Here is a 16,529-nt window from a genome sequence, read left to right as displayed (position 1 = left end):
GTATAATCAAAAAGATATACGTATTCAAAATAAATGGGGATGAAAAGGAGTGGATGTTATGAAAAATCATGCGAAGAAGTTCATCATATCTATTTCTTTTCTATTTCATTTTCTTACGAAGGAACAAAGGCATTCGCCTTTGTTCCTTTTTTATTGCGATCTATATAGGGGGAATTGTTATGAAACCATATAAACGCGTTTTAATTAAGCTAAGCGGTGGCGCACTTGCCGATCAATCAGGAAATAGCTTCAACTCTAAACGATTAGAACATATCGCAAACGAAATTTTATCCATTGTTGATTTAGATATCGAGGTATCCATCGTCATCGGAGGCGGTAACATTTTCAGAGGTCATCTAGCTGAGGAATGGGGAATTGATCGTGTAGAAGCTGATAATATCGGTACGTTAGGTACAATTATTAACAGCTTAATGCTTCGCGGCGTTCTAACAAGTAAAACAAATAAAGAAGTACGCGTAATGACTTCTATCCCATTTAATGCGGTAGCTGAACCTTATATTCGCCTACGTGCAGTACATCATTTAGATAACGGTTATGTTGTCATATTCGGTGGTGGTAACGGGCAACCATTCGTTACAACAGATTACCCAAGTGTACAAAGAGCAATTGAAATGAATAGCGACGCCATTTTAGTCGCAAAACAAGGGGTCGACGGCGTCTTTACAAGTGATCCGAAACATAACAAATCAGCGAAAATGTACAGTAAACTGAACTATAACGATATTGTTAGGCAAAACATACAAGTAATGGATCAAGCGGCTTTATTACTTGCCAGGGACTATAATTTACCGGCACACGTCTTTAACTTTGATGAACCTGGAGTGATGAAAAGAATTTGTTTAGGTGAGCATGTTGGGACATTGATTAATGACGATGCGTCGATGCTTGTGCATGAAAAATAGTTATTTCTCATTAACAAAAGGGTGTCTTTTATAGACACCCTTTCTTCGTTAATCATCACAAATAAAAATCAATTAATCCAACTACTTTCTCCTTACAACGCTCCCAGAAAGATAAGTTGTCAAAAAATGCTTCTGTCATTTCTTTCGAATCATCAATGTCTTGCGTTAACGCCTCATTCACTTGCGCTATAATAGGTCCACCGTGAATATACAAATTCATCTCATCATTTATATAAAAGCTACGTGCAGTAAAGTTTGTTGTACCGATAACAGTTAATTCATTATCAATCAGCATTAACTTTCCATGAAACATCCCTTTTTTATAACCATACACAGTAATCCCGTTTTTAACAGCTTGACGGATGTAAGGATATGCCGCCTCTTTAATAAGAGGAATATCTGGTTTATATGACCAAAGTATTTTTACTGTGACACCGCGTTTTTGCGCTCCAATTAAAGCTTTCATTAATTCTTTATTTTTCGCTATAAAATATGGTGTTGTAATGACAATCGAATGCTTCGCTTGTTTTATTAACTCTATATATTTTTCAGCAACATGATGCCCATTGTAACTGGCCATAGTATGTAATGTATTCCCTTTACTAGCCTTATTTGTACTTCTTTTTATATCTTCTTTCGTGTCTCGTTTCCAATCTAAAGCGAACTGTTCTTCTAAATCTTTTGCTCCTTCTCCTCTTAACCGCACATGATAGTCACGCCAATATCCAAACCGCTTATCCTTTCCTAAATACTCATCCCCTATATTAAAGCCACCCGTATACCCAATCTCTCCATCTATTGCCGTAATGCGTCGATGATTACGATGATGAAGGGAATAAAATCCGAATAGCAATTCTTGTTTTCTACTATATGTAAAATGAACACCGCTTTCCTGTAATTCTTTTTTCATCTTTCTTTCAAATGATAAATCATTAATTAAATCAACCGATAAATATACGTTTACTCCTTCTTTCGCCTTCTCTTTTAATAAGTTTAAAAAAGTGTGGCTACTTTTATCATCCGACAAAATAAAAAAATACGTGTAAATGGAATTTTTCGCTTCTCTTATATCAGTAAATAACTGTTTATAAAACGACTTCCCTTCTACATATAATTGAAAGTCACTATAGTGAGGTGCATACTCTGTCGGCATATTTTTCCCAGCTTCCATTTTCCTGCCTACAGTAACATCGATATGCATCCAAATTAAAATAAAAACGAAAATAGCAATAATAATAGAAGTAACTCGCAATATCTTTTTAATCATTTTGATTTCCTTCCGCTCATATTACTTACTATTTCGTAGTGTTTCATTAAATTATTTTTTCATACGAAATGTCTTTCTTACTTTTTGTCGGATGTTAAAAACTTAAAGGAGAGCAGACTATGAAAAGAGCAAAAACTCCTATTATTTTTATACCAGGTCTTTTCGGTTCAATGAGTAATATTATTATTCCTGGTACCGGTAATTGGAACTTTGGGCTTTCTTCGTTTATTTATGAACCATTCATTATAATGTTAGAAAGTATCGGCTATGAACGAAATAAAAACTTGTTTATCTGTTTTTATGACTGGCGTCAGCGTATTGCTTTTTCCACTCAAAAATATTTATTAAAAACAATTGCCTATGTTAAAAAATTTACAGGGTGCGACAAACTAAATTTAGTTTGTCATAGGATGGGTGGACTTCTTGCACGTTCTTACGTTCAAAGTGAAGAATATGAAAATGATGTGGTGCAATTTATTTTACACATGTATGGTCCTCCCTTTATGTAGTTTTATATATAAAATTAACAATTTGTGTTCAAATTGAACATACAAAAAAAAACTGCTTCATCAGCAGCCTTCTTCCTATCTATTATATTTTCTCTAATTCACTACCAAGAACCTTCGCAATCTCTAGCATACCGTATTTCCCAACAACTGCTTCGGCGTCAGCATTGTAGTTCGTGTTTGTATTAATATCATAAGTAAAAATTTCACCATCGGCATTTCGAATAAACTCAATGCCCGCTATGGCGATATCATTTGTAGCCAAAACAGCCTCATATTTTTTAATAATTGGGTCATCAAAGCCCTCAATAATTTGAAACTTCGGTTTTTCAGGGGCTTTCTCTCCAACAGGACAGAACAAATCGCCAATTTGACAAGCATCAGCTGGGCACAATTCAAAGCCTTTGGATGTATCGACTTGAACTGCATAAACAAATTTCCCGCCTACAAACTCACAACGTGTAATGTAAGGCTCAGGAGATTGAATGTATTCTTGAATTAATGTAATACCATCTACTGGTTCTTCAAATGCTGCACTTTCTACGTATTCTTGTAAAGAAGCAACAGACTGAAACAGTTGAACACCTAGTCCTTTTCCAGCACGGTTATGCTTCGTAATGAACAGGCGTCCTTCAAATTGCGTTGCCGCTTCTATAATATGATCCTTACCAACAGCTGCAATTGTCTTAGGTGTCCGGATTCCTTCTGCATTCAGTGCCATATATTGCGTAACTTTACTTACTTCAAGCTGCAATGCTCTGCTTCCGTTGAACACTTTTTGATTATGCATCTCTAACCAAGCAAGGACAGCACCCGTAAACTCTGATGCAAAGCGATGATTTCTTGTGTGAGAAGAAGCGCTCATACGGTTATAAAATACGCCCTGCGGCGGAACAGACGAAAGATCAACATTTCCTTTGTCCAAATGCCATTCTTCATAAGGAAGATCGAGTTCTTCTAATCTTTTCGTTAGATGTCTTATCCACTCTGTGTTTTCATGAATAACGTGAATCTTCTTCAAGGGAATACCTTCTTTCAAAAATGTAATTATATTCATTATACTAATTTTATAATAATTCAATCTTAATTTAACATATTTGTGGTTAGCTATATGAGCTAGTCCAACATGAAGAAGCGTTTTTAAACCTACGGCTCCTACTAATAATGATGAGAAATTTGATATGTATATATCAAATTTCTCATCATTATCCAGATTATCCACTACACTTGCAAATCCATTTTAAAAATAGATAAACGTCTCTCTCACATTTGTAGTATAAAATTCGTCAGTTACTGTATATATTCTAACAAATCTATTTGGCAACTTAGAGCATCACTACCACCTAAAGAGGGGGACAATGGAACTGGGTAGTCACCTATTGAATCAATTCAGAAGAAAGGGGTCAATCCATAACCTTGTTTAGACCGGATATCCGCCTGTTGGCGGTGGCCAAGCACTAAATAATCTGCGAATCAGTACAATTTCTCCTAAATGGTAGGAGTTGTGAGATGCAATATTGCGTAGCACACCACCTGGGGTTTCACCAGGCCAACTCTCCAATGGTATGTCCAATTGAATATTTTGGGCAATCGTGCATGCCTGATCGATCCCCTGAAGAAAATACTGAATAGTCTGTTTCCATTCTTCCTCACTGCCAGGACATTCTTCTTCTGGCCAGCTCTCACTCACATGGGCAGGCAATGCTGGCTTCTTGCCCTGAGCGGATAATAAGAGAAAATCTTGCCAGTAGGTCATGTGTTTCACTAATTGATAAATAGAATAAGGCAGTTCCTCTCTACGCTTTCCCGCAAGCGCCAAGTCTATATCCGACAAAGCATTCTTGATGGGAAGATGTCCTCGTTCTCCTCTTAATGATTTTACTATTGCCTCGCTAAACGCTTGATTTGCTTGAAATTTATCCATGATTTTAAATCTCCTTCACTATCTAAATCGCATTTTTTCCGTATCTTTCTTGGTTGAACTATGAGTTGATTATAACGATTAGAGTATACTCTAAGTCAAGAGAAAAATTGGGGTACGGAAACGATTCTGATGATGCTATGCGATGTTCTTTAAATCAAATCTATTTATCTCATTTGTAGACTTCACTTCAAACAGTCCATGAGGATATTAAATGGTGAGTAGTTCAAAATGCCCCAAAACAAAAAAATGAACATTTTTTTGTTTTGGGATACTTGCTTTTCTTATTTTGATAGTGATGTGGTGAGACGCTTTAATTGTAATCATCATTTTGATAATCGCTATCTAAGCTGAACACCCTTCCATGTGGACGGCATTCTATGTGAAAGGTATTATGTGTTATTACTTGTACTGAGGTTCTTCTTGTTCAATTTGCTGAAGACGAGGATTCAAAGATTCAATAATTTCTTGAGTTTGTTGTGCTGCATCTTTATATAATTGTTTTGCTTGCTGATTATCAGTATCAAGAACAAATCCTTCTAGGCATGCTTGAGCACCCTTTAAACCAGCGATAGTTTGTTTAAGTTTAGTGCTTACTGTCATGTAGTATTTCCTCCCTGTAAAAGTACTTCAAAATATAGAATGCCTATTTTGTTATCACAGTACGATTTCCAATTTTAGGGTTATGTGAATGAGAAATTTTACAGTTAATTATTCGAGGATGATTTTTTTTAGCTAATAGATACATGGAATACCGTTAAGTGGTGTTATGTTAACTTGATGTAAATAGAGTATTCATAAGAAAAATCTACCCTTTAAGAACGTAGTTTATTTATATATCCTATGGTAAAGATTAACTTCATGAATGGCTATGGAATATTTTTTTCCCGATAACAAAAACTAACAGAAAGAAAACGATAATATATAAAGGAGATTAAATATGCTGAAAAAGATAGGGGAAATTTTCCGAGTACTCCTCTTTGTATTTATCGGCGTATTTCTTGTTTTGCTTGTTTGGGGTGAAATCGAAAGAACAACAGCTGGAAAAAACGGGGGATTTATCCAGCAGTCTAGCCAATACCCTATTCGTCAAAGTGATATTACTATGTATGCAGACGGGAAACAGTTAAACAATCAATTATTCTCAGATATAAAGAAAGCAAAAGATTATGTACATATTAACTTTTTCTCTATTGCTGATGATAAAGTAAGTCATCAGTTTCTAGAGTTATTGAGACAAAAAAGTCAAGAAGGTGTAGAAGTATACTATGCATTGGACAGGCTAGGTGGAATTTTACTAAAGAAAAAGGAAAGAGAATTATTAGTTAAAAAAGGCGTGCATTTTACGTATTACAATAAACCTGCTTTCCCTTATCTTTTTTCTTCTTTGGATCATCGGAATCATCGCCGTATTTCAGTTATTGATGGAAAGATTGGGTACATTGGCGGATTTAACATTGGCAAAAAGTATTTAGGAGAAAAAGAAAAACTTGGTTACTGGAGAGATTATCATCTTCAAATACGAGGAGAAGGAGTTCAAGATCTAGAACACCAATTTGTATTAGACTGGAAGAAAAATTCAGAAAAACCGATTCCGATACACAGTTCGGTAAAGGAAAAGGGAGCAACCTCGCATCGATTTACTGCATATTATAGCGGAGAAAAACTTGGGCAAGATTATGCAATGCTGTTTCAACAAGCAAAAGAGTCCATCATTATATTAACACCTTATTTTATACCAAAAGATAGAACTATTTGGAACGCATTAGTAGCTGCAAGAAAGAGAGGAGTTCGTGTCAAAATTCTGTTCTCACCTCATTCAGATGCACTGTTAGTTAAAGAAGCAGCGTATCCATATATCCGAAAAGCATTAAAACAGGGAATAGAAGTATATGGTTATAAAAAGGGAGTGCTACACGCTAAATCATTCTTAATTGATGAACGCGTATTGATGGTTGGGACCGTAAATTTTGATTCACGTTCGTTTCACTTAAATGAAGAAATAAACTGTTATATCCATGACCCTGTCTATATTTCAAAAATAAAGCCTGTCATTAATGCAGACTTACAAAATTCAAAGCGAGTAACATCCTCTGACGTCAATCAATTATCTATAAAAGAAAAAATGAAGGAAAAGGTTGCAAAAATATTTGAGTATTATTTATAAAAAGATAAAACTGCACTAGAAGTTTCACCTCCTTTAGTGCAGTTCTTTTTCGAATGTTTTAATACCCTTCTGAATGACTTTGATGCCATTTCCATGCTGTAGCGATAATATCCTTAATAGAAGTATATTTTGGTTTCCATTTCCCTTAATATCAAGCTCATTTTGAATGAGTTTTTCTTCTTCACACTGAACACCATCTCTTTTCTAGATTGATAGTATCAGTATGTCTATGTTTTAGAGATTATTTTCGAGTCAGCTGAATTTTCCGCACCAAAATCCAAGATTTTATTTCGACGTATTATTGCTAGTTCACTTAACATCGAACAGGTCTTATAGCAATCAAAATTAGACAATTATAGCTATTTTTCGACATTTTTTATCGGATTACAAAAATAGTGATTCTGATTCAAAAAGATAATAAATTGAAAAAGAATAATGGATGATTCCTAATGGAGTCTGTTACAGCCCTTTCCGAACGAGAAAGCCTATCGCCTTTAGGCATGGGATGAAAGTGAGGTTAGATACGGAGTATCACTAAAAATCGGAAGATTTGTGGTACTTAAAGTATCCAAAGTGTTGGTATCTTTTATTTTTCATCCTTTTTGTATCAGTCTAGTAAAGAAACTGATACAACGTAACTATGATAAATGATTATAGAAGAACTAAAACAACCGTATCATTCATTAACTATCATTTTGTGTTTTGTCCACGATACAGAAGAAAGATTTTTCTAAACACAAAAGTAGAAGAACGCTTCAAAATGTTGGTTCAAGAAATATGTAACGAACTGGATAATGGTAGTTTCCTCACCGTAAACCCTTTAATCTAATATTTTGAGACACGCTATATTTACCAAACCGGTCTAGACCTCAATGACATTTTACCTTCATTTGTTTCATAAACTAATTTTGTTAAATCTTCTTTGAGCATTTGCATGCGCTCAGCACCTATATTTTCAATCCAGCGCCTCTCAATATCAGTTAGTATTTCTTCTTTTGCCTTCAATACTAACCAACCTCGTTCGGTCAAAACGATAATCTTCCCTCTTTTATCAGTGGGATGAGTTTGGCGCATTACATAACCACTTTTCTCAAGATAATCCACCATTTTACTTACAGCTTGTTTTGTAATTCCTAAGTATTCCGCCAATTCTATACCGGTTGCTCCATCAGGGGTGATACATTTAAACATAAAACCATGTGCAGGTCTAATATCTCCAAACCCCAATTCATTCAATCTGTCATGTAGTTCATCAATCACCGTACGAAAGGATAATGAAAAAAGTGATGTAAGATCTAAATCACTAAATTCTCGTTTATTCATGTATAAAACCTCCTTGAATAAAGTCAATCAGGTTGACTTTGCACGAAGCTCATTGTACTATACGCAATATAGTATTTCAATGATTCACATTGTTAAAATTAAAGTAAGTATATTTATTCAAATGTCTTGGACTGAGAACCTATGAAGGATACTCAAACGGGTAATATAATTCAATTCGAAGATGATTTACGTGAATTTATCCCTTATACTGCAAACACTATGCGTTCAAGAGTTGAACAGGAGGTAGTTGTAGATTTTATAAAAAAAAAATTTTCTCATATGCAAAAACTAGTATCACAACAGAAAAAATCACAATACTAGATGGTTCTGTTAATAAAAGAACAGGAAGAGCTAGTATGGAAGGTGTTTTGTGCACTGGTATTGCATTGAGTTCTGATGAGATCAAGTTTCAAATGCGTACAAGTTCTAGTCAACCATTAAATGTACAGTGTAGATACCTTATTAGACAGGTTCTGGTGCAAATACTTGGGGAGGGCGAAACGTTTCCTAGTGAAATCTATTTTATGAAACTAGATAACGTGATAAAATGCTAGTTACTGTGTTTGTAATCAAAAAAATAAGTGTCTTTGTTAATGAGTTTTGTAATATTTTTGCAATATTTTTATTTCATGAATAATTCATAATTTTCAAATGATGTGAAATGAATAGATTTTTATAGTACAAGTATTTACCGGATTTTTAGAGAAACATAGGGGGTGACTGTGAATGCCCGAACCATTAAAGAAAAATAGTCGCTATATGGTTGGATTGGACAGTCTAAGGGGCCTAGCCATACTAGGTGTTATTTTATATCATATCAATTTTAATTGGATGCCCGGTGGATTTTTAGGTGTCACCGTATTTTTTGTACTTTCCGGTTATTTAATTACAGATATTCTAGCTATAGAATGGAAGAATAATAAGAGAATTGACTTAAAGAAATTCTGGATCAGTAGGGCAAGGAGATTACTTCCCGGAATGCTGATCATGCTCATCGTCATCATAGCATGGATTACAATCTTTCATAGTTCTTTACTTGTAAAGATGCGAGGAGACTCATTAGCCGCTTTATTATATGTTAGTAATTGGTGGTATATTTATCATAAATTATCTTATTTTGATAGCTTTGGTCAGCCCTCTCCGCTAAATCATTTTTGGTCGTTAGCTGTTGAGGAACAATTTTATGTGGTTTGGCCGTTCGTCATTAGTTTAGGATTTTATTACATAAAAAAACAATCACGCATGATCTTGTTTATTTGTATAGGAGCAATTGTATCCGCTTTAGCAATGGCAATTCTATATGAACCAGGCTCTGACCCAAGTAGAATTTATTACGGTACTGATACACGGGCTTTTTCTTTATTAATTGGGGCGGCACTTGCCTTAATTTGGCCAAGCAGTAGGCTTGCGAAAAAAATTATTCCGCAAGCACGTCTTATTCTTGATGTTATTGGGGGAATTGCTCTTAGCATCATTCTCATTATGTTTTGGAAGACGAATCAATATGAGCCGTTTCTATATCGTGGGGGAATGGTCCTTTTATCACTTGCTACAGCCTTATTAGTCGCTAACCTTGCGCATCCGGCGAGCAGAATCGCACAATTTTTGAGATTTAGACCACTACGTTGGATGGGTGTACGATCATATGGAATATATCTCTGGCATTATCCGATTATTACATTGACGACTCCGAAGGTAAATGCTGGGGAGTTTTCGATTACAAGAGCAATTCTTCAATTTCTCCTAATTATAATTGTTGCACAAATTTCGTGGAAGTTTATTGAAAATCCAATACGAAAAGGCGCATTGAAGAATATTCAGATTAAGAACTTGAAAATAAGAAACTTAACTGTAAGTGGTAAGTTAGCTTTAATATGTGCAGTATTTATTTCTTCGATAGCTACTTTTGGATTAACAACAGCTAGTAAAGCAAAGGAGAATCCTCAAAAAGATAAGGTGGAAGCAGTGCAAGAAGAGCCGGCTAAACATCCAGTTGCAGTTTGGGAAAAACCAGACGGTGAACCACCTCAAAATAAAAAAGAACAAAAAGAAGCGAATTCCGCACAACCTAAAGATCCTATAACAGTTACAGCTGTAGGCGATTCAATCATGATTGATATTGCTCCGTATTTAAAAAATACTTTTCCTAATATTAGAATTGATGCAAAAATAGGGCGGCAAATGTCAAAAGCAATCCCTGCCGTGGAACAGCTAAAGAATGAGGGGAATTTAGGAAGTCATGTCATTATTGGATTAGGTACAAATGGAGCCTTTACCAAGGAGCAATTAGCAGAATTAATAAAAGTGATTGGGAATGAAAGAAAAATTATATTAATTAATACGAGAGTACCACGTCCGTGGGAATCGTTGGTGAATGAGAAGTTAAAAGAAGCAGCATCAGCTTACAATAATGTGGTGTTAGTCGATTGGTATGCAGCAAGTGCCGGAAATCAAGCATACTTTGAACCAGATGGCGTACATTTAACGAAAGCAGGTGCAGAAGCATATGCTGCCCTTGTAGCAAAAGCAGTAAATCAATAAGGAGCATAGAAACGATTCTGATTATGAGGGGCTAATCTGAAAAAAATATCCTGACAGATATGATAAATATAAACAAGAAACCTACCTATCTACTGTAGCCTTGGAATAAAGTTTAATTAAATTAACTTAATAAACCTTAATAAAATAGCAAATAGCAAAAGCGTGTTTTGAAAAAAGATTGATCAAAACACGCTTTTGCTATATTCAATTGAAGCATCCTTTTATAAAAAAGTTTGATATTTTTATAAAAGGACAATAAAGTTATTTAATTATAAAAGCTCAAACAAGCAAAACCCCGCTCTAAATATAGGACGGGGTTAAAAATATAGCTGTTTAATCTTGATATAAGATACTTCAAAAGCTACTCTAAATTATAAACAAAAAAAGTGTGGCATTACGCCACACTTTTTTTCATTAAATGAAGTTCCTCGCATCATTATTTCTTCCAAACTTATAAATAGCAATTAAGAAGAACGCTATCGCAAAGGCGAATAAGATTAAAATGTTTAAATACAACTCTGAAAATGGAATTCCTTGCTGTAGTTTTGAAATCGTGTCTAGTAACCAGCGCTGCGGAAGGAAATCAGCTACTTTTTGTACCGCTTTTGGCATAATGTCATATGGAAAATAACATCCAGCAAGTAGACATGTTGGTACTATCACTATATTTTGCATCGCATTTGAAGCAGCTGAACTTTTTGAAAAGGACACAATGACTAATGATAAACCAATTGCGATTAAAGCGAATATCATAAGCACACCAATCATCACTATGAAAGGCATATTTATATTTGTGTGAAAAACATTCGTCATAAATAATACTGCAATGACAATTTGCACTGTTAATATCATCATATTTACTGCAACATTAGATAATATAAATTTCTTTCCATCTATCGGTGTTGATAATAATCTAAAATACGTTCTATTCTCTTTTTCTTTTAAAATAAATCCTGATAAGTTCACTGCTGAAAATAGCATAAACATGATAAGGTAACCCATAGTTTGGTTTGTCATATCCTTATTTTTCGAAGTATCTTCAAGTGTCTCAGCCTTTACTTTAAATGAACTTTTTTGATACCCTGCATACATGTTATCAAACGTACTTTGATCCGTCCCTGCCACTTTACTAATTGCGGCAATATTATCAACATAGTTATATAAATATGATTTTATAAACCCCGTTACTTGATCGCCTTTAATCGATGAAATTTCAATATGACTCGGTTTCCCTTCTCGAACACTTTCCGAAAAACCGGACTCTAATGTAATAACACCATCAAGTTTTTTTGAAGTAAGTTTATCTTCTACTTCAGACTCCTTCACTTTACTTACATTTACATGATTTAATCCTTCTAAAAATTTCACTGTATCATTTGCTATTGGCTGATTTTCTTTATTTATAACCCCGATATTTAACGTTCCTTGCCCTACATTTCCGTATATCGAAAAGGAGATGAGTGTTCCTATTATCGGCAAGCTAATAATAATGAGTAACCCTTTTTTATTTTTCAGAAGTACAGATAACGTTTTTTGTATGAGCCATAAAATATCTTTCATACTATAGCCCCTCCCGTCTACGTAATGCAATAATCGCAATTAATAAAAAGAGTGCTGAAATTCCTAGGTTTAAAGATATTACCGGAAGCGCCGCCCCTATGTCATTTGCATAAATAATTTTCATAATGGCTGTGTTGGCCCACGTTAATGGCGATAAATTCGTAACGACATTTTCTTCCACTACGAAATAAGCACCGCCAAAAATAGAAGCTAATTGCACAACAACCATAATAATTGCTCTAGATGCCTCACCTGTCTTTGTAATATATCCGATCCCTAAACCGAAGCTAATTGCTAGAAAGACTTCTGTTAGTAAAATAATAAATATGATTCCAAGATGGTCGCCCCAATTCGCTTGAAAAACAAATTTACTAAATAAAACAACGAGTAATAGACAAAGTGCATTTGCTACAAGACTACCGAGCACTTTCCCAATGAAAATTTCTGCCTTACTTATAGGTGCTGCAATTAAACGATCTCCTGTTTTACGTATTCGTTCTCCTCGAATTAAAAAACTCGCCCCCATTGCAGCATACAGTGCAATCATTGTCGTCATTACAACCGCATAGTAATCCATAGAACCTGGTTTTTTAGCAGCTTGTAAAGATGTTTCTTTAATATAATTATTATGATTTCCATTTGAAATAACTGCGCTAACCTTACTTGGATCTACTTTTGCAACTTCGGTCGCTACATTGTACTTATCAACAAATGTCGTAAGCATTCCTTCAACAATACTTCCTTCAATACTACTTCTGTCACTTCCGTAAAATTTCGCACCATCTTTACTCAATTCTACATATGCAGCATATTTATCTTGCTTCACTTCCTCTTTCCCATCTATACCTTCGGAAGCTTTCTGAAAATGAATGCCTGCTTTATCAACTTCTTTCGTAAATGCTTCAAATGATTTAGAAAATGCGCTACTTGCTTCATCTTTGTAGAGCACTTGTATATCCTTAATCGATTGACTATCGCTATTAAAAGCATTACTTAACGCTGTTCCTAACACAAGCATAAGCACAATCGGAAATGCTAACATAAAAACTAAAGTTCTTACGTCCCTGAAATCTCTTTTAATGTGCATCACTGCAATATTAAAGATGTTCAATTGATGAACCTCCCTTTACCTTTTCTTCATTTACCTTTTATTTATCTCGTAAGTTTCTTCCAGTCAACGTAAGGAATACAGTTTCTAAGTTCGGAGCCTGCTCCTCTAACGAACGAATTTCAATGTCATGATTAATAAAGTGTTGAATAATTTTATTTAAATTATTTAATCCTGCATCAGAATTCACTTTAATTACGCTCTCTTCAATTTGAACAGCTTTCACACCGTTTATCTCTTTTAATTTTTCTACGTCTAAATTTTCTACTGACTTCACTTCAATCCAAATATCTTTCGTATCTGTAATAATCGCTTTTAACTGTTCTTTCGTTCCTTCTGCAATCACTTTACCATGATCTACAATTGCTATTTTCGTACAAATCTCTTCTACTTCTTCCATGTAGTGACTTGTATAAATGATTGTGCTTCCCATTTCATTTAATTTCCGGACAGACTGGAGAATATAGTTTCTTGACTGCGGATCAATTCCAACTGTCGGCTCATCCATAATAATTAATTTCGGTCTATGTGCAATTGCACAAGCTATATTCAATCTTCTTTTCATCCCGCCAGAAAAGTTTTTCGGATAACTTTTATGCTTATCACTAAGCCCTACAAATTGAAGGGCTTCCTCTACTCTCGCTTTTAGTTCAGCGCCTCTTAATCCGTACAATCCGGCAAAGAATTTCACATTTTCATAGGCAGTTAACTCTTCATAAATCGCAATATCTTGCGGAACGATACCGATATTCATCTTCGCAAATCGATTATGTTTCTTTATATTTTTTCCTAGTATGCTGATTTCACCTTCATTACTTCTTAACAACCCAGCAATCATATTTATCGTTGTACTCTTACCAGCACCATTCGATCCTAAAAATCCAAATATTTCTCCTTCTTTAATAGATAAAGACATATTATCTACTGCAATGAAGTCACCAAATTTTTTCGTTAAATTTTTAATTTCTAATGTATTCATCATTTCACCCCTATTTCGGTTTCTCTGCTGTTATCCCGCTATTTGCGGTCAGTAAGACTCCCGCCTCAAAATTCAGCTGAAGCGAAGAAGTTAGGCGGGAGTCGGGCTGCCCGTAAATGCCCGATTGGTTCAACTAACAATCAGTGTGGGATGAACACCCCCCCCACTGATTGAAGTTTCACTTTATTATAAACAAAAAGAATGAACCTGCTCAGTGCAGAAGTTCATTCTTTTCACATGAGATTATTCACTTTTTTCATATGAGATGATTCATCCTCGTCCCATTTCCTTATATCGGCAACAACATTGTCACTGAAAAACCACTTGTCCCATCTACAATAATTTTTCCGTTTACAGATGCTGTTCGCTCCTCCATCCCCATAATACCAAGACCTTTCTTAACAAGAGCTGCACCTTTTCCATTATCTTTCACTTGTACTTTAATCATCTTATTAAGTACATGAATATCTATTGAAATGACTGTAGCATCAGCGTATTTCAGCGTATTTGTAAGTGCCTCTGTAACATTTTCACCGATAATTTTCCACTGAATGGGAGAAATCATATCTAAGTTCCCTTTATAGACGAAAGGAATATTCACATCATGCTTACTAGCAAATTCCTCTATGAATAATTTCATACGATGGATGCCAATTTGCTCTGTTGGTGGCTTCATATTTTTTAATGTAATACGAATACTTTCAATTCCATCTTTTGAAATATGAATGGCATTTTGCAATAACTCCGCAGATTTTTCTTTATCTATTTCCATTAATCTCTTTGCTGCTTCCATTTGAATTAGTGCACCTGTCATCGAGTGACCAATTTTATCATGAATTTCTTGAGATAATCGATTCCTTTCCTCTAACTTGAATGTGTATTCAGATTGTCTTATGTACTCTTTATTTTCATTTAAGCTTTTCGTAAGTCTTTGTATGTCTTTTCTCATTTTATCATTTTGCATTTCGAGTTTTAATAATCGTGCTATATAGCGGTGGGCTATCGTTAAGGAAAAAAAACAAAATGCACTAATAAGTCCATACGTCATTTGAATACCTTCACCTATAAAAATAATAGGAAGGATCATAATGAAAAAGATTAACCATTTCTTTTCTATATAATAATTTGCAATTTCATATAAATTCAAAGGTAAAAACAAAATAAAAAATGGATGAACCTTCCATGTAAATAACATAACTACGCCAATTGACACGCAGATTAATATTTTTTTGTATAAATCTTTTTTAAATATAGAGATCAGCACGTTTACAGAAAGATACAAAAGCAAAGTAAATATAACCCACGATAAGTTTGCAATATTTGAGTGAATGTAACTACACACAATATATATAAATACAATTAATTTACTTACAGTTAACCAAAATTCCATAACATTAATCTACTTTCCCTGTTAAGTAATAAATCGCAATTTGCGTGCGATGTTCTAGTCCAGTTTTCCCTAAAACTGATGTAATATAATTTGCTATGGTTCCTTCTGATATGAAAAGTTGCTTTGAAATTTCTTTATTTGAGAACCCTTTTGCAATTAACGCGATAATACTAAGCTCCCTTTCTGTAAAAAGACTCTTATCTATTTTAGATTCTTCCTCTTTACTTTCCATTAAATTAGACTTAATTTTATCAAGAACGACATCTTGCATAACAGTTTGACCATTATACACTCCTTTTATTGCATCACGAATACGCTCTGGATCATTATTTTTTAATAAATAACCTTTTGCTCCGTTTTTTACTGCGTCTAAAATATATTCATCATCATCAAATGTCGTTAAAATGAGCGGCTTCGTTTTTGTCTCTTCACAAATTATTTTCGTCGCCTCTACCCCGTTCATGTTTGGCATACGAACATCTAAAAGTGCAATATCTACTTCATGCTTTTTACAATACGCTACAGCCTCTTTCCCATCATTTACAGTATCTAATACTTCGAACTCTTCGTATGTATTTAGAATTATTTTCATGCCTTCTCTTATAAATGAATTATCATCGGCTATTAATATTTTAATTTTCATGTTTGTTAGTATGGACATCCCCCTACTAACATTCACATCCTTTCTCCATGTAGCATTTCCTCTTTGCTCATTATATACTTCTCTCTACCATTTTTTCACACCTTTTTCATATAGCCCTCCTGCTAAAAATATATTATTCTTTTTTTACAACATGTGTAGGGTGACTTATCGTTTCTGACGTCTATATAATAGAATGCGTCA

The 16,529-nt window shown here is 34.4% G+C and carries 15 protein-coding genes and 2 pseudogenes; 7 read left to right on the top strand and 10 right to left on the bottom strand.

Annotation, left to right across the window (positions count from 1 at the left end):
• The first annotated feature begins 179 nt into the window (after positions 1–179).
• Positions 180–923, top strand: coding sequence for a UMP kinase (gene pyrH / locus BWGOE10_RS08445; protein WP_070141681.1), 744 nt, complete (start codon positions 180–182; stop codon positions 921–923).
• Between the two features lie 55 nt (positions 924–978).
• Here the strand turns inward: pyrH and BWGOE10_RS08440 are convergent, their stop codons facing one another.
• Entirely contained in the window at positions 979–2,190 is a 1,212-nt protein-coding gene (locus BWGOE10_RS08440) for a phospholipase D-like domain-containing protein (RefSeq protein ID WP_070141680.1), read from the bottom strand.
• A gap of 119 nt (positions 2,191–2,309) precedes the next feature.
• On the opposite strand from BWGOE10_RS08440, the pseudogene BWGOE10_RS08435 reads away from it, so the two are divergent.
• Positions 2,310–2,672: pseudogene (locus tag BWGOE10_RS08435) on the top strand (esterase/lipase family protein); the annotation flags it as partial.
• Between the two features lie 109 nt (positions 2,673–2,781).
• Here BWGOE10_RS08435 and BWGOE10_RS08430 read toward each other — a convergent pair.
• The 3 genes from BWGOE10_RS08430 to BWGOE10_RS08420 all read right to left on the bottom strand — a co-directional run bounded on the left by BWGOE10_RS08430 (position 2,782) and on the right by BWGOE10_RS08420 (position 5,220).
• Positions 2,782–3,717, bottom strand: a complete 936-nt coding sequence (locus BWGOE10_RS08430) for an ATP-grasp domain-containing protein (RefSeq protein WP_070141948.1) — start codon at positions 3,715–3,717, stop codon at positions 2,782–2,784.
• A gap of 399 nt (positions 3,718–4,116) precedes the next feature.
• Positions 4,117–4,620 (bottom strand): DinB family protein, encoded by a 504-nt coding sequence (locus tag BWGOE10_RS08425; protein WP_070141679.1) that lies wholly within the window; start codon positions 4,618–4,620, stop codon positions 4,117–4,119.
• A 399-nt stretch (positions 4,621–5,019) separates the two neighbouring features.
• Positions 5,020–5,220, bottom strand: coding sequence for a DUF1657 domain-containing protein (locus BWGOE10_RS08420; RefSeq protein WP_070141678.1), 201 nt, complete (start codon positions 5,218–5,220; stop codon positions 5,020–5,022).
• Positions 5,221–5,557: 337 nt separating this feature from the next.
• Between BWGOE10_RS08420 and BWGOE10_RS08415 the strand changes: the two genes are divergently transcribed.
• Together BWGOE10_RS08415 and BWGOE10_RS29695 are read left to right on the top strand one after the other, a co-directional pair.
• On the top strand, positions 5,558–6,784 hold the full coding sequence (locus BWGOE10_RS08415) for a phospholipase D-like domain-containing protein (protein WP_070141677.1): 1,227 nt from the start codon (positions 5,558–5,560) through the stop codon (positions 6,782–6,784).
• A gap of 640 nt (positions 6,785–7,424) precedes the next feature.
• Positions 7,425–7,577: pseudogene (locus BWGOE10_RS29695) on the top strand (transposase); the annotation flags it as partial.
• A gap of 56 nt (positions 7,578–7,633) precedes the next feature.
• Here the strand turns inward: BWGOE10_RS29695 and BWGOE10_RS08410 are convergent.
• Positions 7,634–8,107, bottom strand: coding sequence for a MarR family winged helix-turn-helix transcriptional regulator (locus BWGOE10_RS08410; RefSeq protein WP_070141676.1), 474 nt, complete (start codon positions 8,105–8,107; stop codon positions 7,634–7,636).
• Between the two features lie 141 nt (positions 8,108–8,248).
• Between BWGOE10_RS08410 and BWGOE10_RS33950 the strand changes: the two genes are divergently transcribed.
• The 3 genes from BWGOE10_RS33950 (at position 8,249) to BWGOE10_RS08395 (ending at position 10,648) form a co-directional block, all read left to right on the top strand.
• Complete coding sequence (locus BWGOE10_RS33950) at positions 8,249–8,428, top strand: DUF3238 domain-containing protein (RefSeq protein WP_410254618.1); 180 nt, start codon at positions 8,249–8,251, stop codon at positions 8,426–8,428.
• Positions 8,377–8,661: a DUF3238 domain-containing protein gene (locus BWGOE10_RS33945; RefSeq protein ID WP_415858226.1), complete on the top strand. Its 285-nt coding sequence runs from the start codon at positions 8,377–8,379 to the stop codon at positions 8,659–8,661. The genes BWGOE10_RS33950 and BWGOE10_RS33945 overlap by 52 nt, the downstream gene beginning before the upstream one ends.
• A gap of 172 nt (positions 8,662–8,833) precedes the next feature.
• Positions 8,834–10,648: an acyltransferase family protein gene (locus tag BWGOE10_RS08395; protein ID WP_070141674.1), complete on the top strand. Its 1,815-nt coding sequence runs from the start codon at positions 8,834–8,836 to the stop codon at positions 10,646–10,648.
• Positions 10,649–11,062: 414 nt separating this feature from the next.
• Here BWGOE10_RS08395 and BWGOE10_RS08390 read toward each other — a convergent pair whose 3' ends face one another.
• From BWGOE10_RS08390 to BWGOE10_RS08370, 5 genes are all read right to left on the bottom strand, one after another.
• Positions 11,063–12,208, bottom strand: a complete 1,146-nt coding sequence (locus BWGOE10_RS08390) for an ABC transporter permease (protein WP_070141673.1) — start codon at positions 12,206–12,208, stop codon at positions 11,063–11,065.
• A gap of 1 nt (position 12,209) precedes the next feature.
• Positions 12,210–13,319 carry an ABC transporter permease gene (locus BWGOE10_RS08385; RefSeq protein ID WP_070141672.1) on the bottom strand — a complete coding sequence of 370 codons (1,110 nt, stop codon included), beginning with the start codon at positions 13,317–13,319 and terminating at the stop codon, positions 12,210–12,212.
• A gap of 37 nt (positions 13,320–13,356) precedes the next feature.
• Positions 13,357–14,295 (bottom strand): ATP-binding cassette domain-containing protein, encoded by a 939-nt coding sequence (locus BWGOE10_RS08380; RefSeq protein ID WP_002158411.1) that lies wholly within the window; start codon positions 14,293–14,295, stop codon positions 13,357–13,359.
• Between the two features lie 289 nt (positions 14,296–14,584).
• On the bottom strand, positions 14,585–15,685 hold the full coding sequence (locus BWGOE10_RS08375; RefSeq protein WP_070141671.1) for a sensor histidine kinase: 1,101 nt from the start codon (positions 15,683–15,685) through the stop codon (positions 14,585–14,587).
• A 4-nt stretch (positions 15,686–15,689) separates the two neighbouring features.
• A complete protein-coding gene (locus tag BWGOE10_RS08370; RefSeq protein ID WP_070141670.1) occupies positions 15,690–16,328 on the bottom strand; it encodes a response regulator transcription factor in 639 nt (212 codons plus the stop codon).
• Positions 16,329–16,529: the final 201 nt, after the last annotated feature.

It is taken from the genome of Bacillus mycoides (genome assembly GCF_001757995.1).
In the GTDB taxonomy this organism is placed as follows: Bacteria; Bacillota; Bacilli; order Bacillales; family Bacillaceae_G; genus Bacillus_A; species Bacillus_A mycoides_B.
The sequence above is the reverse complement of the archived record's forward strand: the minus strand, read 5'-3'. Positions and strand labels throughout refer to the sequence as shown.